Consider the following 18,564-nt stretch of genomic DNA (forward strand, 5'->3'; position numbering starts at 1 on the left):
CAGTATACCATGCCCGCAGCCCGGACCCCGAGGAGAGCCGCCGTGCGCGTGCCGCAACTCGATCTACGCGCCCAATACGCGACGATCCGTGACGAGATCGAACCCTGCGTGTTGCGCCTCCTGGAGTCGCAGAGCTTCGTCCTCGGTGCCGAGGTGGAAGCCCTGGAGGCGGAGGTGGCGGCCTATACCCGCGCCGAGCATGCGGTGAGCTGTGCCAACGGCACCGATGCCCTGCTGCTGGCGCTCCTGGCCTGCGGCGTGGGACCCGGGGACGAGGTGATCACCTCGGCTTTTTCCTTCATCGCCGCCGCCGAGGTCATCGCCTTCATGCGCGCCAAGCCGGTGTTCGTCGATATCGAGCCGGGAACCTTCAACCTCGACCCCGATGCGCTGGAGCGGGCGCTCGGCGCTCGCGTCAAGGCCATCGTGCCGGTGGACCTCTTCGGGCAGTGCGCCGACATGACCGCCATCGCCGGGATCGCCGACCTGCACGGCGTCCCGGTGATCGAGGACGCGGCGCAGAGCCTGGGCGCCGAACACCGCGGCCGCCGTGCCGGCGAGATGGCGCCGTTCACCACCTTCAGCTTTTACCCCACCAAGAACCTGGGCGGATTCGGCGACGGCGGACTGGTGACGGCGCAGGATGCGGAGCAGGCGGCGCTGCTGCGGCGGTTGCGGGTGCACGGCGAAGCCGAGCGCTACGTGCACAGCGTGGTGGGAATGAACTCCCGGCTCGACGCCCTGCAGGCCGCGGTGTTGCGCCTCAAGCTCCGGCATCTGGATGATTGGACACGGCAGCGCCAGAGCCACGCCGCGGACTACACCCGTCGCCTCACCGCTCGCGGCCTCTCCGCCCAGGTGCAACCGCCGCAGACGGCAGCAGACTCGACCCGCCACGTCTTCAATCAATACACCGTGCGCGCCGAGCAGCGCGACGCGTTGCGACAGCACCTGCAAGCCCAGGGTGTCGGCACCGCGGTGTACTACCCGATGCCGCTGCACCACCAGCCCTGCTTCGAAGGCCTCGGCGAGGTCTTGCTCCCGGAGAGCGAGCGCGCCGCCGCCGAGGTGCTGTCGCTGCCTCTCTATCCGGAGCTGAGCGAGGCGCAGCGCGAGTACGTGGTGGAGTGCATCGCGGACTTCTACGCCCGCGGGGGCGGCGGATGAGCGGCGTCCCGACCATGCGCTCCGCCACCGGAGCCATCCTGGTGGCGGCGGGACGGGGCGAACGCCTGGGCGGCCGTGTGCCGAAACAATTCCTCCCCTTCGCCGGCCGGCCGCTCTTCCTCCACGCCCTCGCGGTGTTGGCGGAGTCGCCGGAGATCGCTCGCACCGTCCTGGTGGTCCCGGCGGGTTGGGAGGAGCGTGCCGCCGAAGCGGTGGCGGCGGCGGCGTTGAGCGAGGCGGTGTCTGCGGTGGTCGCAGGGGGAGCGCGGCGACAGGACTCGGTGCGCCTCGGTTTGCAGGCCCTGCCCCCGGCGGTGACCCACGTTCTCGTCCACGATGCGGCGCGCCCCTTCCTCTCCGCGGCTCTGGTGGCGCGGACGGTAGCTGCCGCACGGCGTGCCGGCGCGGCGACCGCGGCGCTCCCGGTGGCGGAAACGTTGATGCGAGCCCAAGCCGCCGCCCACGTCGCGGCGGCACACGTCGATCGCACCGGGATCTGGGCAGTGCAGACACCGCAGGTCTTCACCGTCGATCTCCTGCGCGCGGCGCACGCCGCGGCGGAAGCCGACGGCTTCGAGGCGAGCGATGACGGCACCTTGGTGCTGCGTCTCGAGGCGAAGATCGAGTTCGTTCCCGGCGAGTGGTGGAATCTCAAGGTGACCGGGCCGGAGGACCTGCAACGGGCGCAGTGGATCTGGCGCGCCCACTCTCAAGGTTGGCTCGACGGCGCGGAAACGGCGGAGCGATGAAGGTGGACTTCCGCATCGGTCAGGGCTGGGACGTCCATCGCCTCGATGCCGCGCGGCCCCTCGTCCTCGGCGGCGTCGAGGTGCCGAGCCCGCAGGGTGGGCTCGCGGGGCACTCGGATGCCGACGTTCTCGCCCACGCGCTGGCGAGCGCCCTCCTCGGCAGCCTCGCCCTCGGCGATCTCGGCACCCACTTCCCCGACTCGGATCCACGCTGGCGCGGCGTCTCCAGCCTGGAGCTCCTGCGCCGCGTGGTGGCGCTGGTGCACGAGCGCGGTTACCGCGTGCAGCACTGCGATTGCACCGTGATCGCCCAGGCGCCCCGTCTCGCCGAGCACCTGCCCCAGATGCGCCGCAACCTGGCGACGGTGCTGCAGGTGGAAGAGGACCGTGTTTCGGTGAAGGCCACCACGGCCGAAGGCCTCGGAGCGCTCGGGCGGGTGGAAGGCATCGCGGCGCAGGCGGTGGCCCTCGTGGCGCCGGCTTGAAGAGCGCCGGTGTGGGTCATCACCGCAAGGCCCATCCATCTTCTTGCACACGCTCCAACTCCCGGTGGCGCTTGATCTTGTGGACGATGATCTCTCCGATGCGCAGGAGATTCTCCCGGGTGGACGCCCCGACGTGCGGGAGCATCAGGACGTTGGGTGCGTGGAGCAGCGGACAATCGGCCGGGGGCGGATCCTGGGTCCAGACGTCCGTGGCGTAGCAGCGCACGTGACCGCACTCGAGCGCCGAGGCCATGGCGGCCTCGTCGACGCAGCCGGCTCGTCCGGTGTTGACGATCACCACTCCGGCCTTGCATCTCGCGAGGCACTCGGCATCGAACATTCCACGCGTCTCGCTGGTCAACGGCGTGTGCAAGGAAATCACGTCAGCGCTGGAGAGCAGGGTCTCGAAGTCGACCAGCTCGGCGATGTCGCTTTCCTCCACATAGGCATCGAAGGCGAAGACTCTCATTCCGAATGCCGTGGCGCGCTTGGCGACTTCCGAGCCGATGCGGCCGAGGCCGATCAGGCCGAGTGTCTTGCCGAACAGCTCGGTGCGATGGAGTTCCTTCTTGAGCCACCTTCCGGCTGCCATGCCGTTGTGGCCGACCACGAGCTGGTTCACGGCACTGAGCATCAGCGACATCGTGAGCTCGGCGACTGCGATACTCGACGCCTCCGGCGTGCTGACCACCGCGATGCCCTTCTGCTCGGCGTACGCCCGGTCGACATTGTCGAGGCCGACGCCGCCGCGGATGATCAGCTTCAGCGCCGGAGATGCGTCGATGTACTCGCGGGTGCATTGTGTCCTGCTCCGAATCAGGAGGACCTCGGCCTCGGCCTGACGAGCTTGGTCCTCCGTTACCTCTACATTGAGAGCGCGCAGCCGGTCCGGCAGCGAGCTATGGAACGCGTCAGCAATCAAAACCAGCAACGCAATCCTCCTTGGCTGGACTGAACGGCTCTTGCGGACTACGCCCGCCCCGCGTTCGAATGCGACGTCATCCCGATGCGCTCACCCTCATGTCTTCCTCCACGCCCAGCTGGAAGCGTCGCTGGAACCAGGGCTCGAGCGCCTCCACCCCGAAGTGCTCCATCACCCAGCTCGGCTGGTACACCGACTCGAGGTACCGCTCGCCGAAGTCCGGTGAGAGGGCCACCGCGGTGAGTCCGGGCTCGCCATTCTGTTCCAGCCAGTCGATCGCGGCGCTGACGACCGTGCCGGTCGACCCGCCGAACAGGAATCCATGCGCGGCCATGTGTCGGCAGGCGCGGATGGTGTCCGCCTCCTCCACGTAGATCAGCTCGTCGACGAAGGACTCGTCGACGATCTGGGGTCGCACGGCCGTGCCCAGTCCGGGAATCAGACGGGGAAGCGGTGGGCCGCCGAAGGTCACAGACCCGACGGCGTCCACCGCGACGACCCGTACCTGCCGATGCCACTCCCGCAGGTGCCGCGCACAACCCATCAGCGTGCCGCACGTCCCGGCTCCCACGAAGAGCACGTCCAGTTTCGGGAACGCCTTGGTGATCGCCGGCCCCGTCGTGCGGTAGTGCGCTTTCCAGTTGTTCGGATTGGCGTACTGGTTGAGCCACACATACCGGGGATCGGACTCCAACCGATCGCGGAGGAAGTCGAGGCGCGCGCCCAGGAGGCCGCCTTCAGGCGTCGGGACGGTGATGATGTGCACCTCGGTGCCGAGGGCCTCCATCAGCAGCCGGGTCGACGGGTTGCAGCGGGGGTCCGTCACGCACAGGAACCGATAGCCCCGACTCGCCGCAATCAGGCTGAGTGCCACGCCCAGATTCCCTGACGACGATTCAATCAGAATGGAGTCCGGCTTCAGAATTCCTTCCCTCTCGGCAGCGTCCACCATCGCAATCGCCGACTTGAGTTTGACCGACCCAGCGAGGTTGAAGCCTTCGCATTTCAGAAAGAGGGGTTGCCCGAAGATTGATTTGAGGTCGACGTAGAGGTCTTCTTCGTGGAATTCATAAGGAGTCGAGATGATTCTCATGGTGTCCTCCAAGGAGCAGAACGCCAGCTATCCGTGGCGCCGGACTTCGTGAAAGAAACCTTCGACGACGTGCAGCTCGCCCGCATTCGACAAACTGTCGTAAACGAACTTGCCCACGGCGAGGTCGAGCACTCCAAGCCCGAAAGGCGAGAACACTACCGGTCGGTCCGCCGGAACCTTCACTCGGCCGGCCATCACGTCGTCCAGGGTGCCCTGCAGAAAGTCCCGGTTGCCGGTCCGCTGCTCGACCAGGTGTGGCGACGTGTCGGCCTTCAGGCAATGCTCGACGTCGTCGACGATGTTGGTCGACGACAACAGGATCTCCGGTGCGAGATCCCGCAGCGATATGTGCAATACCAGAGGGTTGTGATCGAACCATGACACGTCGCTGACATGCGGTTGCCCCGCGACCGTGGCGAACACGATCATGTCGCTCGAGCGGATCAGCGCCTCGGCGCTGTCGTGCACGCTGATCCGGCCCGTCGCGCCCGAGCGCTCCAGGTAGCCACGGAAGCCAGCCGCACTTTCCCACGACAGGTCATGAATCCCGATGTCCTCGAACGACCATCCGGTACCCACCAGGAAGGTGTGAATGTAGCGGGCGATCAGGCCCACACCGAAGAACCCCACGCGCTTCGGGCGCGGCCGGTTGCCGCTCAGCCGGTCAGCAGCCAGCGCGGCCGACGCGGCCGTTCTCGTCGCGCTGATGATCGAGCTCTCGAGGCACGCGAATGGGTAGCCGGTGTCGTGGTCGTTGAGAATCAGGACGGCTGAGGCCCGTGGGATTCCCGCCGCCACGTTCTCGGGAAAGCTGGAGATCCACTTCAGGCCGTCCACCCGCACGTCTCCGCCGAGGGACGCCGGCAGCGCGATGATCCGGGAGGAAGGCCGGTCCGGAAAACGCAGGAAGTAGGACGGTGGGTTCACCGAGTCCCCGGCCCCATGAAGCCGGTACGTGGCTTCGACCAGATCGACGATCTGGCGTTCCTTTCCCTGCAGCGCCTGTTGGACCTGGCTCCCGGAGATCACCGAGAAGGGTGGTATGGAAACGGCTGCGGGCGTTGCGGTTCCCTGCGTGGATGAACGGGATAGGGTCATTCCTTCACCTCGATGGGGTTGCAGAGCAGTCGTCCAAGCGCAGGGCGTCCGTCATCGCGACGAGCACCTCGCGTGGTCCCTTGTAGGCTTCCCTGCTGTGTGCGGTCCGGATGTTGTCGACGAGCATCAGGTCGCCGGCCTGCCAGGGCTCGCGCGTGGTGTGCCGCGCGTAGACCTCGTTGACGGCCTGCACGATGTCCTCGCCGATCGGGTCCCCGTTGCCGAAGCAGGTGTTGAACGGCAGCCCGTCCACGCCGTACATCTCCACCAGGAACTCGCGCACCTCCGGTTCCAGCGTCCACTGGTTGAGGAAGGCGACCTGGTTGAACCAGCAGCTCTGACTGGTGCCCGGATGGCGCACGATGGCACGACGACGCTGCCTGGTGCGCAATCCACCGTTCGGTTGCCACTCGAACTCGATCTTGTGGGCGCGGCAGTAGCTCTCGATCGCACTACGGTCGCCGGTCCCGAACGCCTCGGCGTGAGACATCCCGATGTCCTCGTTATAGCTTCGCGTCAGCATCCAACCTTCGCGCTCGAACCTCGCCACCAAGTCCGCCGGCAGCGCCTCGAGCACGGTCGGCGCGTCGGCCACGGCTGTGGCGCCGCCCTCGGTGGGCGCCGTGAGGCAGGCGAACAGCATGAGGCCGGGGACCTCGAAGAGGTAGCTCAGCTCGTGGTGCATGCACATGGGCTGGTTCGACGGCCAGGTCGAGGAGGAGTAGATGCCGTCGGCATAGACTTTGCGAGACGCGAACGCCTCCTTCTCGATGATCAGGCCCGTTCCCAGGCGCTGGAAGACCGCACCGACTTGTGCCGCGTCACGAAGCCCGAGGCCGCGGACGAGAACGGATCCGTGCTCGGTGACGACGGAGCGCAGCGCGACCCCGTACTCGGCCGCCCACCCCACCGCGTCCTCCGCGGCCTCGACGCAGAGAATCGGTGGCTTGCCGGACTGCAGCTCCAAGTCGAGCTGCGATGTCTGAGGGGATGAGGCTGACATCACGAACTCCTTTCTGGTGACCGCGAGCTAGTGACCACGATGTGAGTCATTCGCTGCCGCGCAGCACGATCCGCGCTGCTTCCGCTGGACGAGTACGCAAGAAGTAATGGCCGCCCTCATCGAGGACGTGCACGTCGACCTGCTCCGCCAGGATGTGCCAGTCCCGATATCGTTGCGGCAGCTCCGACGTGGTCGGATCGTCGGCAGCGCCGATCACGGTGATTGGCGCCGACAGTTTCGCCGCCGGCGGGTTGTCCAGGATGTCCGCCAGATAACGGTGCGCGGATACGACGTCGTGCCGGTACGTGGCGCCGATGCGCTCGACCTGTCGCGTGTTCAGCTCCCCGAACTGCACCGGACCGTGGTTTCCGTGCAACGACGCAAAGATCTCGGCTTGGCTCCGACTGTTCAGCTCGGCGATGGCGGCACGCCGGTCGGCGGCGGTGCCCGGCAGCAGCGCGCCGATGAAGACGCGTTGCACCTCGACCCCTTTCTCCTGCAGCTTCCGGGCAGTCTCCAGGGCCAGCGCGGCGCCCGATGAGTGACCCCACAGCGAGACCCTGGTCAGGGCGCGCTCCGTGATCTCGTGGACGACCCGCTGGACCACCTCGTCCATCGGGGCGAGGGAGCCGTTGTCGGCACCCAGGTCGTGACCGGGCAGCTCGACCGCGAAGACCGGAAGCCCGCTATCCCGCAAAGCGAGCGCCATCGGTTGGAAGTTGACCGCGTTGCCGCCCGCGTAGGGGAAGCACACCAGAGCATTGCCCGAAGCTTTTTCCGTCTCCGACAGGTTCTGCAGCAGCCCGGAGTCCCCGGCGGAATCGCCGTCGACGAGCCGGGCAAGATCTGCCAACACCGGGTGACCCGTGAGATCCTTGAGGGTAACCGCATGGTCCAGCGCGATCACCAGCTTCACGGCCGAGAGCGAGGTGCCACCCCGGTCGAAGAAGTTGTGTCGCCGGTCCACCCGCTCGGGTGAGATGCCGAGGACCTTCGCCCAGGCGGCGGCAAGCCGCTTTTCAGTCTCCGTGCGGGGAGCTTCGCGATCGCCCCCAGCGACGTCGAGCGCAGCGGCCAGTACCCGGAGGGCTTTCCGGTCGATCTTGCCGTTTGCGGTCAGCGGCAGGCTCTCCCGCCAGTGGAAGGCGGAGGGCACCATGTACTCCGGCAGGGACTCGCCCAGCAAGTCCTGAAGGAGGTCGATCTCGAGCCGTCGACCGGAGTAGAACGCCACCAGCTGCTTCGTTCGGTCGGCGCGCTCGACGACCACCACGGCGCCCTGTCGCACGCCGGCCAGACGCAGCAGGCTGTTTTCGATATCGCCGATCTCGATCCTGAAGCCGCGGATCTTGACTTGGGCGTCGCGTCGGCCCAGGAACTCCAGCTTGCCATCCGGGCGCCACCGGCCATAGTCACCGCTGCGGTAGAGTCGTTCACCTTTGCGAAGCGGATCGTCCAGGAAAGCGACGCGTGTTCGCTCGGGGTCGTTGATGTAACCGCGACCGACACAGACCCCGGAGAAAACGATCTCTCCCGCTGCTCCCAGCGGCACGGGAGACAGGTGCTCGTCCACGACGTAGACGTGCACGTTGTTGATGGCGTGGCCGAGCGGAACCTGATTCCCTTCCGGTGCCCGGTCCATGACCTCGTGGTTCGTATCGTCCGACGTCTCTGTCAGCCCGTACGCGTTGACGAGCTTGATCCGAGGCTCGGCAGCGAACCAGCGCTGCACGAGCTCCTTGGTCAGCGCCTCGCCCGTGACCGAGACGCAGCGCAGATCGGCCAGTTCGCGCTGGTGCTCATCCAGAGTGGACAGCACGACCTCGAGGTACGACGGCACGACCTGTAGAACGTTGACTCTCTCCTCGACGATCTCGTCGACGAACTGCGGGACGTCGAGGATCACCTCCTGCTTGATGATCACGGTCCGGCCCCCTACCAGAACCGCGCTCAGCAACTGCCAGAGCGAGATGTCGAAGCACTGGGGGGCGATCTGGGCGACCGCCTGCCCTTCGCGAATCTCCAGGTCGTCGATTTTCGCGCAGAGGTGGTTCAGCAGGCCGGCGTGCTCGCACATCGCACCCTTGGGCTCACCGGTGGAGCCGGAGGTGAAGTAGATGTATGCGACTTGCCCCGGCGCGACATCGATGCCGATGTTGTCGGGGCAGCCGTCCTCGCCGACCGCTTCGACAAGGATCGTGTGCACTCCGGGAAGCGTCGCGAGAGCCGCGTCGAGCGTGGCGTTGCTCCTGCGCTCGGTCATCACGAGCTTGCACTCGGCACGAGAGAGCATCGTCGCGATGCGGTCCGCCGGGAAATGCGGCTCGATGGGCAGGTAGACGCCCCCGGCCTTGAAGATCGCCAGCACGGCGGCCATCCAGTCCAGGCTGCGTTCGGTCACGACCGCCACTACTTCTTCTCGCCCCAGGCCCCGGTCCAACAAAGCGCGTCCCAGCCGGTTGGCCCGAGCGTTGAGCTCCGCGTAGGTCCACCGGTGGTCGCCGTGCACGGCTGCGACAGCGTTCGGATGGGCCCGAACGCGCTGCTCGAACAGCTCATGGGCGCGGCAGTCCGGAACTTCCCGTCGCGGGCCTGCGAGGCCTTCCAGCTGGAAGTGGAGTTCCTCGGCGGAGAGCAGGCTCTGCCGTCCATGCTCGGCCTCCGGGTCGACCGCGATGTGCTCGAGTACTGTGACGTGGTAGCCGGCGATCCGGGCCGCGGCCTCCGCATCCAGGGCATCCGTGCGGTACCGCAGTCGTAGAGCGAGCCGGTCGTCGTCACGCACTCCCACGCGCAGCACGACGTGGTCTACGAGATCTCCGTCCTCCATGGTGGGATCGAACACAACCTCGAACGCGGGCTCGGTCAGGTGCAGCTCTCTCCGGAGATCGTCGAGCGGGAATTGCGCGTGGGAGAGCAGCTCCGCCTCGGCCGCCCGGGTGTCCAGGAGCAGTGTTCGCCACGAGCCGGCTCCGGTCGCCAGCCGACAGGGCAACGGTGAACCGGCCTTTGCGGCCACGTAACCGGTCGTCACCTGCTGCTCGCCGGAAAGCGCCGCCAGGACCCTGGCGTGTGCGGCGAGCAGGATCGAGCCGAGTGGCACCGAGAGCTCGTCTGCCAGCCGGCACAACGAGATCACCAGATCTTCCGGAAGTGTCGTCTCGTGCTCGGCCACGCCCTTGGCTCGATCGCTCGTCCAGCGCAGGATCGTCGTGAATCCGCCTGTCGCGAGCACGTTCCGCCAGTACTCCCTGCTGGCGTCTGCTGCCACTCTCATACTGGCTGACCTCCATTCGGCGCAGGCAATCCTATGGCCTGCGGCAAGAAACGCGCTGCTGCTGTACTTTGTGCATCTGCAGGATGCCTGTCTCGAAGCTCTCTGGCCGGGTTGTCTCCCCACTGGGTGTGAGGTGGGACCTCCTCACCCTTCATGAGAAACGCGTGCGGGCCGAGCTGTGCACCATCGCCCATCGTCACGCCGTAGTGGGCCCAGGCAAGGACGCCCAGCGTGCAGCCGGCACCGATCGTGATGTGGTCCGACTTGAAGCCGCCGTCCTCCTGTGAGTGCGACTGGATGATGGTTCCCATGTTGAGCGTGCAGTCATCCCCGATCGTGACCAGGGTCCGCTCGGTGACGTTGCAGCCGTCGTCGAAGACGCGCCGGCCGATCCGGACCCCGAGTAGGCGCCAGGCGAGGCTCTTGAGCGGGGTGCCATCGAACGGCATCAGCACCGAATTGATCACCACCAGCTTCCAGTAGCGTTCGTGAGACCAGAAGGCCGGATCGTAGATCGAGCAGTTCCGGGGTTGCAGAGGCCGGAACAGCGTGTAAGCACGCTCTACCAACGCGTAGTACAAGACCCGGAGCAGGATTCCGAGTTCTGCGGCCAGGGCGAGCGCCGTGGACGTGCCGAGCTCGTGAATGTGGTCCGCGGCAGTGATGGCGAGCAGGAGCATCCCGAAGGAATGGATCCAGTGCACCAGCACGAACAACCCCATGGACCCGAGGTTGTGTTTGTCCTTGGCTGCAAGCCGACGACGCAGATCGGCGGCGCTTTTCGGAGCCAGCTTGCTGTCACGCAGGACCGTTCGCGGAATCTCGAAGCTGGGCGAGCCCAGGAGTCCGATTCCCTCCCGCTGCTCGCCGTCGAGAGGAACCAGGACCTTCGTCCCGAGCAGGCAGTTGTCCCCCGTCTTGCCCTGAGACGGATAGGCAACGTTGTTGCCGAGGAAGTTGTCGGGACCGATCGTCACGCGCGCCAGCCGGAACGACGTGCTCGAATAGTCGACGTTGATGACGGACAACCCGTCCGCGATCATGGTTCCACTGCCGATGCGCACCAGGAAAGGATTGTCGTGCTTGAAGTCCGAGCCGAAATTCGACCCGGTTTGGACGATCCGGCCAAGGTCGTACCCGATCCAGCGCAGGTAGTAGACGATATACGAGCTGTCCCCGAAGAGACCGAGGAAGTACCTGACGTTGGTGAGGCGGGTGATCGTCCGCTGTGCCCAGTAATGGAACCCGTAGAGCGGATAGACCTTGCCCGGGTCGAAGCCGAGATGGAGTAGGCGAGGCACAGTGGCCACGAAGACGAGCCCGAAGAGGGTGCTACCGAAGAACAGCGCCAGCGAGCCGACCAGCAAGGCGAGGTAGGGCGTCGTCGTGTCGATCGCCGAGTGAGTGGCGCTGGCGAAGCCGAATCGAGGGGCAACTGTCCAGAGCACCCGGTACAGGACGGCGCTCAAAGCCGGCAGCACGAGAACGATGAGCAGCAGCTCCGCGAGCGAGTAAACCACCCTTCTCAGGGTGCCGCAGGGGGCCGGGTCGACCGCTCGGTAGTCCACCGCGGTACGCTGCCGCGCCGGCGAGCCTTGCCGGTGCTCGCCGTCCGGCACGGACTGCCCGGCATGCAGCGACGAGGAATGGCCGATCTGCGCTCCGTCGCCCAGCGAGGTGTCGATGTCGAGCACCGTCATCTCGCCCACGAACGCGTTTCTCCCGATGCGGACCGAGCCCGTCTCGATCATACCGGCATGGGCCCGGTAGCACAGGAAGTACGAGTCCTTGCGGACGATCGCGTTGTCCCCGACCGTCAGAAGGTCAGTGCACACCGGCACATGGGTCGAAAGGATCAATGCGTTCCTGCCAATTCTCGCACCCAAGGCCCGCAGGTAGAGCGCGTAGACCGGTGTTCCGACGAACGCCACCACCGGGTTCATCCGAACGAGAAACTTGACGAACCAGAAGCGGACGTAGGCCAAGCTCCAGATCCGGATCCGCTGGGGCTTCCAACGCCCGATGAGCATCCACTTCGCCAGGATCGGAACCGAGGACAGGACCACGAACCCCGCGCCGGAGGTCACAACCGACCGTAGGAAGACGTCGCCCAGGTGTGATCCGCCGAGAGTCCACGCGAAAGAGCGGATCAAAGCGCTGAGGACGAGAAACGAATACCCCGTCCCGAGCAGGAACTGCAGCACCCCACAGAGGAAATGTTGTGCGTTGCAGACCGGCGTGGGACCCTCGACCGGTGGCGATGCGGGAGCAGGTGAGGAGACGGGAGCCACCTCGATGATCGACGCCGCCAGACTCCGGATCGTCGGGTTGGCGTAGACCTCCTTCATCGACACCGACGGCAGGTCCGCCCGCTTGCGGACACGGGCACAGAAGTGCGCCATGACCATGGAGTCCGCACCGAGTTCGTCGAAGAAGTGGCTGTCGACAGGCACTGGCTCCACGCGAAGCACGCCGGCCAGGATCGCCGACAGGGCCTGCTCGACACCGATGGTCGTCGTGGCCGGCGACATGCTCACGCCGGCGGACGCCGCCGCCAGATCGGCACCGCCGGCCCCGCAGTGCAGATCCACTACCCTCGCCCTCCGAATCCAGAGGCTTCGCCCCTGCAATTGTCGCTGGGATCGCGGCGGCGGATCCCCATGGCGGGGACCCTACGAAGGCAGGTGGTCGCGACGACGAGGCCGCGATCGACCACCCACTGCCCGCCGATGCGGACCCCGTGGGAGTCCGCAAGACCGGGTTCCCGAACGAGCACATGCGCTTCGAAGGTGCCGCCGACGGACAACTCGACCGACAGGTCGGCGAAGTCCAGCCACCGCCGGGTCAGCGGAAACCACGTCTTGTACGCAGACTCTTTGGCGCAGAAGAAGATGCGGTCCCAGTGCAGGTCGGGGCGGGATTCGCTCAATGCCGAGAGCTGGGCCGATTCCTCCTCCCGCAGCATGAAGTCGAGCACCGCAGCGGGGACGGGCGCGTGCGGCTCGGCATCGATTCCGACGCCGAGCAGATCGTCGCATCGTGCAACGACGGCGGCGCGGTAGCCCGCGCAATGGGTCATGCTACCGACGACGCCGACGGGCCACCGGGGTACGCCGTCTGCGTCGGAGAGGATCGGGACGGCCGTCACGCCGATCTTCCTGAGCGCTTCGCGGGCGCAGTACCGGACCGTGGCGAACTCGCGTCGGCGCTGGGTCACGGCGTTGGCCACCGCGGCGATCTCGACCGGAAACATGGTCGACAGTGGGACATCCGAGAACATCTCGACGCACGCTGACACCGGCAACCGCATCCAGCCTACGAGACCGTCTTCACACCATGTGCTGCTGCGACAGGATTGCGTGCGACATTCGTCGTCGGCGATCGGCACGTAGAAGCTCGCTGCAACCGCACTCGTGACAGCCGTGCTCAGTGGCGACTGCATTGTGACCGGATCCTTCGGCTACTTCAGAGTGCGGTCGGTCATCGGATACTCGGAGCGATGAATACGGCATTCTAAAGTGGCCGTGCGTAAAAGTAAACGTCGGACTGTTCACAATGACTCGAGGATCGCTTCGCCGCACCATCAGAGCCCTGAGTGAAAAACCCCAATTAAAGATTGTGTAGAGGAAAACCCCGATGATGCATTCGATGGTTTACCGGATCGGTGCTGCTGCATTGAGACAATCGACGCTTCGGAGTTTTCACAGTTTTTGTAAAGGACGGTCGGCAGCGGACGAAAACTCGATCGACAATGCCGTCACCGACAGTCTCTTCGGTCTCTACAACACCGAGGCATCCCGCCGGGGCCATGGAGAAGCCTCGATGCGGTCGAGGTTCCGCGAATGAGTCGACTGGTTCCAGACGCAGAACTTGGCCGGGAGCGGGACGCGGCTCAGGGTGCGGGGCGCTCGTAACACCCGTCGATCCCGGGCGAGCGGATCAGCCTTTTCGCTCGGCGAAGTCTTTCATGAAGGACGCGAGCGCCTCGCACCATTCGGGCTCGACCGCGTTGTAGAGCGAGGCGCGGATGCCGCCGACGGCGCGGTGGCCCTTCAGGCCGACCATCTTCAGCGTGGTCGCTTCCTTCACGAAGATCTCCTCGAGCTCGGGGGTCGGGAGCCGCCAGACGACGTTCATGATCGAGCGGCAAGCCGGCTCGACTGGGCAGCGGTAGAACCCGCCTGAGGCTTCGATCGCGTCGTAGATCGCGCGCGCCTTCTTGCGGTTCCTCGTCTCCATCCCGGTGACGCCGCCTTGCATCTCGAGCCAGCCGAGCGTATTGCGGACGAGGTAGATGCCGAACGTCGGCGGCGTGTTGTAGAGCGACTGGTTGTCCGCCGCTGTTCGGTACTGGAAAATGGTCGGGATGTCCTTCCTGCCTCGAGCCGTCATTTCCTTTTTCATCGCCACGAGCGTGACGCCGCTCGGGCCGAGGTTCTTCTGCGCTCCGGCGTAGATGAGGTCAAAGCGAGACGCGTCGATTGACCGGCCGAGGATGTCGCTCGACATGTCGACGACGACGGGGACATCGGCGCGCGGGAACGGCGTCTCCGGCTGGAGGCCGTACTCGATGCCGTGGATGGTCTCGTTGCTCGTCACGTGCAGGTACGCAGCGTCCTTCGTGAGTGACAGCTCCTCCTGACGTGGGACGCGGACGTAGCTCTTGTCCTCGCCCCGCGTCGTCGCCGCGACGCGCGGCTCGCCTCCGCCGACCGCTTTGATCGTGCGGGCCTCCGCGAGTGCCTTCTCGCCCCATGCGCCGTTGACGATGTAGTCGGCGGTCCTCCCCGATCCGAGGAAGTTGAGTGGAATCTGGGCAAAAGCCATCGACGCTCCGCCCTGAACGAAGAGGACGTCCCACGTATCGAGCGGCGTGCCGAGGAGCTCGGCGACAAGTGCCGTGGCCTCCGCGTGAACTTTCTCGTAGGCCTTTCCCCGATGGCTATGCTCCATCAGGCTCATCCCCGACTCCTCGAAGTCGAGGAGCTCTTCACGAGCGCGCTCGAGCGCGGAGATGGGAAGCGCAGCCGGCCCAGCGTTGAAATTCATCACGCGACTCATGGGAGAACATTCTAGTACATGAATTCATCAGAATCCATGTACGGATGAGAAGTAACTGCATCTCAGACCACCGGAATGCGAGGGACCCGAAAAAGCGGAACACCGCATGGCCGAAGTGCCACCGACAAATGGCACCTTTTTCGAATATACTGCGCCGCGTGAAACGGCTCGCCACCTCGTCTCTCCTCGCGCTCCTGGCCGAGTGCAACGACAAGGCGACGCGCGAGCAATGCACGGAGATTCGGCAGGTGCTTGTGGCTGCCGGGACGCGGGCGAATCTGGTAGCGAGTTTACACCGACTTCGCGGAGTTGGTGTACGCGACTGGCAAGGCGAGGGTTGTCAGTGAGCGGATGAAGTACTACAACGAGAGGAGGCGGCTCTCAGCGTTGAGGAACCAGGCGTGAACGAGGAGGAATCTATGATTCTCGTGACCGGCGCCACGGGCGTGATCGGGAGTGAACTCCTGCGATTGCTGTCCCAAGCGGGGATCCCCGCGCGCGCGCTTACCCGCAACCCGCGAAAGGCGCAGGAACTGCGTGGCATCATATGGGTTGTTGGAGATTTGGCTCGACCAGCAACGTTGACAACAGCTTTCGAGGGTGCCAAGACCGTATTCCTTCTCACGCACTATCTCGAGGACATGGTGGAGTTGCAGCACAACGCCATTGTTGCAGCGCGCTCCACTGGTGTTACACACGTCGTGAAGGCTTCGGCCTTCGCTGCATCGGACCACTCAAATGCCCCCATCGGTCGATGGCATTACCAGGTCGAGAAAGAACTGCAAGAGTCGGGGCTGGCGTGGACCATGCTCCGGCCTCACCACTTTATGCAGAACCTCCTTTCTCAGGCCGGGTACGTCATCAAAGAAGGCACCATCTACTCGCCTTCGGGTGACGGCAAAATCCCTTACATCGATGCGAATGACGTGGCCGCGGTCGCCTTTGTCACGCTCACGCAGCCGGGACATGTCGGCAAGAAATACGTGCTTACGGGAAGCGAAGCGCTGTCTTATCGCCAAGCTGCGGAGATCATCGGCGGCGTTATCGGCAAGAAGCTACGGTTTGTCGATGAGACTCCAGAGCAAGCACGGGCGCGACGCGTTCGAGAAGGCGTTCCTCCCGCCGTCATCGAAAGCATTCTCGCTGTCGGTGCCTATCAGCGCGCGGGCGGAAAAACAGTCACGATCACCAACACCGTCGCTGATCTCACTGGCCGCGCGCCGCGAACTGTTTCCGAGTTCGTTCAAGAGAACGCTTCATTCTTCCGCGGTTAACGTGCCGGCCATCGCCCGATGCAAAGAGCCGCATTCAGAAGCGCATTCGAACTTCGGAGGGCATTTTACGTCGTTGGCGATGGGGCGCGGAATCCCTAGATGGCGGTTGTGAGCGGTTTTGCGGTTGAGGGCGAGATTCCAAGGCCGATTGACGCGCCCGGCATGGCCTTCGTACTATGACCACCGCTTCGTCACACGGGCTCTCCAGGGCTACAGGGGGACATCCTTGAGCCTTACTCCGAGGGATCTGACGCCGGTTTACAAGGAAACGATCGGCAAGGGCGCCGGCGCGCGTCGATGGCAGCGTCCTGTCTACGTCGATCATCTTCCACCCTGCAACAACGCGTGCCCGGCGGGTGAAAACATCCAGGCATGGCTGGGCCTGGCGCAGGCGGGCGACTACGAGCGCGCCTGGCAGAAATACATGGAGGAGAACCCGCTGCCAGGCACGCACGGCCGCGCCTGTTATCACCCCTGCGAAAGCGTTTGCAACCGGCAGTTCCTCGATCAGTCGGTCTCCATCCATTCGCTGGATCGGTTCCTCGGCGATCTTGCCAACGAAAAAGGCTGGACGGTTGCTTCAGGCCGCCCCACCGGCAAGCGAGTGCTCGTGGTCGGCGCAGGCCCGGCCGGCCTGTCGTGCGCGTACCAGTTGCGACGCTTCGGTCACGACGTCGAGATCCGCGATGCGAACCCCGAGCCGGGTGGCATGATGCACTACGGGATTCCCGCGTACCGCCTGCCGCGTGAAGGACTCGACAAAGAAATCGCGCGGATCGAGGCAATGGGCGTGAAGATCTTCCGCAACTCGCGCGTGAACGACGTGCTGGCCGAGAAGGCCGCTGGTTCATTCGATGCGGTGTTCCTGGGAATCGGTGCTCAGGTCTCCAATCACCTCGACATTCCGGCCATGGACGGCGGGAAGATCATCGATGCCGTGACGCTGATGGAGCGCGTGGAGAAGGGCCGCGCGCCGGCGCTCGGGCGCGTGGTGGGGATTGTGGGCGGCGGCAACACCGCGATGGATGCCGCGCGCATGGCGAAGCGACTCGGCGCCGAAGAGGCGGTGATTATCTTCCGCTTCGACAAGGCGCAGATGGAGGCCCATCCCTACGAAGCCATGGAAGCCGTTGCCGAGGGCGTGAAGATCAAGTGGCTATCCACGGTCAAGCAGTTCGGCCAGGACGAGATCGTGGTGGAGGAGATGGAGATGCTGCCCGACGGCTCGGGCTGTGTGGGCACCGGAAAGTTCCAGACCCTGAAGACCGATTCGTTGGTGCTGGCCGTCGGCCAGCATGCCGACGTCGAGTTCCTGAAGACCGTGCCCGACATCCGCATCGGCAGGGGCAACGTCGTCGAAGTGGACGAGCACATGCGTGCCGCCGCCGGCATCTTCGCGGGCGGTGACATGATCGGCGGCGCCAGGACCATGACGGCGGCGGTCGGCCACGGCAAGAAGGCAGCACGCAACATCGATGCGTGGCTGCGTGGCGGTCTCTACCAGAAACCGCCGCAGAATCCGCCGATCCCGTACGAGCAGCTCAACCTGACGCTTTTCCTCGACGCCGCGCGGCGCGAGCACGCCGAGCTGCCGGTCGCGAAGCGCACAGGCCTCGACGAGATCGTGAGCGGCCTTTCGGAGCGCGAGGCACGCTACGAGGCCGCACGATGCCTCTCGTGCGGCAATTGCTTCGAGTGCGACAACTGCTACGCGGCGTGCCCGGAGCAGGCGATTGTCAAGCTGGGGAAGGGACGGTTCTATCGCGTCGAGCTCGACTTGTGCACCGGGTGTGCAGCGTGCTACGAACAGTGCCCCTGTCATGCGATCGAGATGATGCACGAGCCCGAGGTCGAGCGCAGGGAAGCGGACAAGGTGCCCGCTCGCTTCACCGTCCGCCCGTAGAAAAGAGGGGGGCATGTCCGCCAAGTCCGTCGTCATGGATGGCAACACGGCTGCCGCCCACATCGCCTATCGCGTCAACGAGGTCTGCGCCATCTTTCCGATCACGCCGTCATCCACGATGGCGGAGCTGGCCGATGCCTGGGCTGCTCAAGGCATCAAGAACATCTGGGGTCAGGTTCCGATAATCCAGCAGATGCAGTCGGAAGGGGGCGCGGCCGGCGCGGTGCACGGCGCGCTCCAGAGCGGCGCTCTCACCACGACGTTCACGGCGTCGCAGGGGTTCCTGCTGATGCTGCCCAACATGTACAAGATCGCGGGCGAGCTGACGCCTTGCGTCTTTCACGTGACGGCGCGTGCGATCGCCACGCAGGCGCTGTCGATCTTCGGCGACCACTCGGACGTGATGAGCGCGCGCATGGTCGGATTCGCGATGCTGGCCGCGACGTCGGTGCAGGAGGCGCACGACCTCGCGCTCGTGGCGCATGCCGCCACGCTAGAGACACGCGTCCCGTTCGTGCACTTCTTCGACGGC

14 protein-coding genes are annotated in these 18,564 nt (G+C 65.3%); 6 read left to right on the plus strand and 8 right to left on the minus strand.

Going from position 1 to position 18,564, the window contains the following annotated elements:
* Positions 1-42 precede the first annotated feature (42 nt).
* Genes VFE28_09735 through ispF form a run of 3 tightly spaced genes read left to right on the plus strand, consistent with a single transcriptional unit; the run spans position 43 to position 2,401 of the window.
* Positions 43-1,167, plus strand: coding sequence for a DegT/DnrJ/EryC1/StrS family aminotransferase (locus tag VFE28_09735; GenBank protein ID HZM16272.1), 1,125 nt, complete (start codon positions 43-45; stop codon positions 1,165-1,167).
* Positions 1,164-1,916 (plus strand): 2-C-methyl-D-erythritol 4-phosphate cytidylyltransferase, encoded by a 753-nt coding sequence (gene ispD, locus VFE28_09740; protein ID HZM16273.1) that lies wholly within the window; start codon positions 1,164-1,166, stop codon positions 1,914-1,916. Before VFE28_09735 ends, ispD begins: the two co-directional genes overlap by 4 nt.
* Positions 1,913-2,401 (plus strand): 2-C-methyl-D-erythritol 2,4-cyclodiphosphate synthase, encoded by a 489-nt coding sequence (gene ispF / locus VFE28_09745; protein ID HZM16274.1) that lies wholly within the window; start codon positions 1,913-1,915, stop codon positions 2,399-2,401. The genes ispD and ispF overlap by 4 nt, the downstream gene beginning before the upstream one ends.
* A 19-nt stretch (positions 2,402-2,420) precedes the next feature.
* On the opposite strand, the gene VFE28_09750 is transcribed toward ispF, so the two are convergent.
* From VFE28_09750 to serC, 8 genes are all read right to left on the minus strand, one after another.
* Positions 2,421-3,332, minus strand: coding sequence for a hydroxyacid dehydrogenase (locus VFE28_09750; GenBank protein HZM16275.1), 912 nt, complete (start codon positions 3,330-3,332; stop codon positions 2,421-2,423).
* 67 nt (positions 3,333-3,399) lie between these two features.
* Positions 3,400-4,416 carry a 2,3-diaminopropionate biosynthesis protein SbnA gene (sbnA, locus tag VFE28_09755; GenBank protein HZM16276.1) on the minus strand — a complete coding sequence of 339 codons (1,017 nt, stop codon included), beginning with the start codon at positions 4,414-4,416 and terminating at the stop codon, positions 3,400-3,402.
* Between the two features lie 27 nt (positions 4,417-4,443).
* Positions 4,444-5,514 (minus strand): 2,3-diaminopropionate biosynthesis protein SbnB, encoded by a 1,071-nt coding sequence (gene sbnB, locus VFE28_09760; protein ID HZM16277.1) that lies wholly within the window; start codon positions 5,512-5,514, stop codon positions 4,444-4,446.
* A 4-nt stretch (positions 5,515-5,518) separates the two neighbouring features.
* Positions 5,519-6,517, minus strand: coding sequence for a TauD/TfdA family dioxygenase (locus VFE28_09765; protein HZM16278.1), 999 nt, complete (start codon positions 6,515-6,517; stop codon positions 5,519-5,521).
* Between the two features lie 46 nt (positions 6,518-6,563).
* Positions 6,564-9,794 (minus strand): amino acid adenylation domain-containing protein, encoded by a 3,231-nt coding sequence (locus VFE28_09770; GenBank protein HZM16279.1) that lies wholly within the window; start codon positions 9,792-9,794, stop codon positions 6,564-6,566.
* Positions 9,791-12,325 (minus strand): Pls/PosA family non-ribosomal peptide synthetase, encoded by a 2,535-nt coding sequence (locus VFE28_09775; protein HZM16280.1) that lies wholly within the window; start codon positions 12,323-12,325, stop codon positions 9,791-9,793. Before VFE28_09775 ends, VFE28_09770 begins: the two co-directional genes overlap by 4 nt.
* A 59-nt stretch (positions 12,326-12,384) precedes the next feature.
* The gene (locus VFE28_09780; GenBank protein ID HZM16281.1) at positions 12,385-13,236 is read right to left on the minus strand and encodes a 4'-phosphopantetheinyl transferase superfamily protein; all 852 of its coding nucleotides are present in this window, start codon (positions 13,234-13,236) and stop codon (positions 12,385-12,387) included.
* Positions 13,237-13,733: 497 nt separating this feature from the next.
* Positions 13,734-14,855: a 3-phosphoserine/phosphohydroxythreonine transaminase gene (gene serC / locus VFE28_09785; GenBank protein HZM16282.1), complete on the minus strand. Its 1,122-nt coding sequence runs from the start codon at positions 14,853-14,855 to the stop codon at positions 13,734-13,736.
* Positions 14,856-15,274: 419 nt separating this feature from the next.
* Here serC and VFE28_09790 point away from each other — a divergent pair, with 419 nt between their 5' ends.
* The 3 genes from VFE28_09790 to VFE28_09800 all read left to right on the plus strand — a co-directional run.
* Positions 15,275-16,129 (plus strand): SDR family oxidoreductase, encoded by an 855-nt coding sequence (locus VFE28_09790; protein ID HZM16283.1) that lies wholly within the window; start codon positions 15,275-15,277, stop codon positions 16,127-16,129.
* Positions 16,130-16,355: 226 nt separating this feature from the next.
* The gene (locus VFE28_09795) at positions 16,356-18,032 is read left to right on the plus strand and encodes an NAD(P)-binding protein (GenBank protein HZM16284.1); all 1,677 of its coding nucleotides are present in this window, start codon (positions 16,356-16,358) and stop codon (positions 18,030-18,032) included.
* A 13-nt stretch (positions 18,033-18,045) separates the two neighbouring features.
* The coding region (locus VFE28_09800; protein ID HZM16285.1) for a pyruvate:ferredoxin (flavodoxin) oxidoreductase at positions 18,046-18,564 on the plus strand (519 nt) is incomplete at its 3' end.

It is taken from the genome of Candidatus Krumholzibacteriia bacterium (assembly GCA_035649275.1).
Taxonomy (GTDB): domain Bacteria; phylum Krumholzibacteriota; class Krumholzibacteriia.

Excerpts from the sequence above, each read along its gene's own strand:
- ispD (HZM16273.1), top strand. The coding sequence starts at position 1,164 with ATGAGCGGCGTCCCGACCATGCGCTCCGCCACCGGAGCCATCCTGGTG.
- ispF (HZM16274.1), top strand. The coding sequence starts at position 1,913 with ATGAAGGTGGACTTCCGCATCGGTCAGGGCTGGGACGTCCATCGCCTC.
- sbnA (HZM16276.1), bottom strand. The coding sequence starts at position 4,416 with ATGAGAATCATCTCGACTCCTTATGAATTCCACGAAGAAGACCTCTAC.
- sbnB (HZM16277.1), bottom strand. The coding sequence starts at position 5,514 with ATGACCCTATCCCGTTCATCCACGCAGGGAACCGCAACGCCCGCAGCC.
- VFE28_09765 (HZM16278.1), bottom strand. The coding sequence starts at position 6,517 with ATGTCAGCCTCATCCCCTCAGACATCGCAGCTCGACTTGGAGCTGCAG.
- VFE28_09770 (HZM16279.1), bottom strand. The coding sequence starts at position 9,794 with ATGAGAGTGGCAGCAGACGCCAGCAGGGAGTACTGGCGGAACGTGCTC.
- VFE28_09775 (HZM16280.1), bottom strand. The coding sequence starts at position 12,325 with ATGTCGCCGGCCACGACGACCATCGGTGTCGAGCAGGCCCTGTCGGCG.
- VFE28_09780 (HZM16281.1), bottom strand. The coding sequence starts at position 13,236 with ATGCAGTCGCCACTGAGCACGGCTGTCACGAGTGCGGTTGCAGCGAGC.
- serC (HZM16282.1), bottom strand. The coding sequence starts at position 14,855 with ATGAGTCGCGTGATGAATTTCAACGCTGGGCCGGCTGCGCTTCCCATC.
- VFE28_09790 (HZM16283.1), top strand. The coding sequence starts at position 15,275 with ATGATTCTCGTGACCGGCGCCACGGGCGTGATCGGGAGTGAACTCCTG.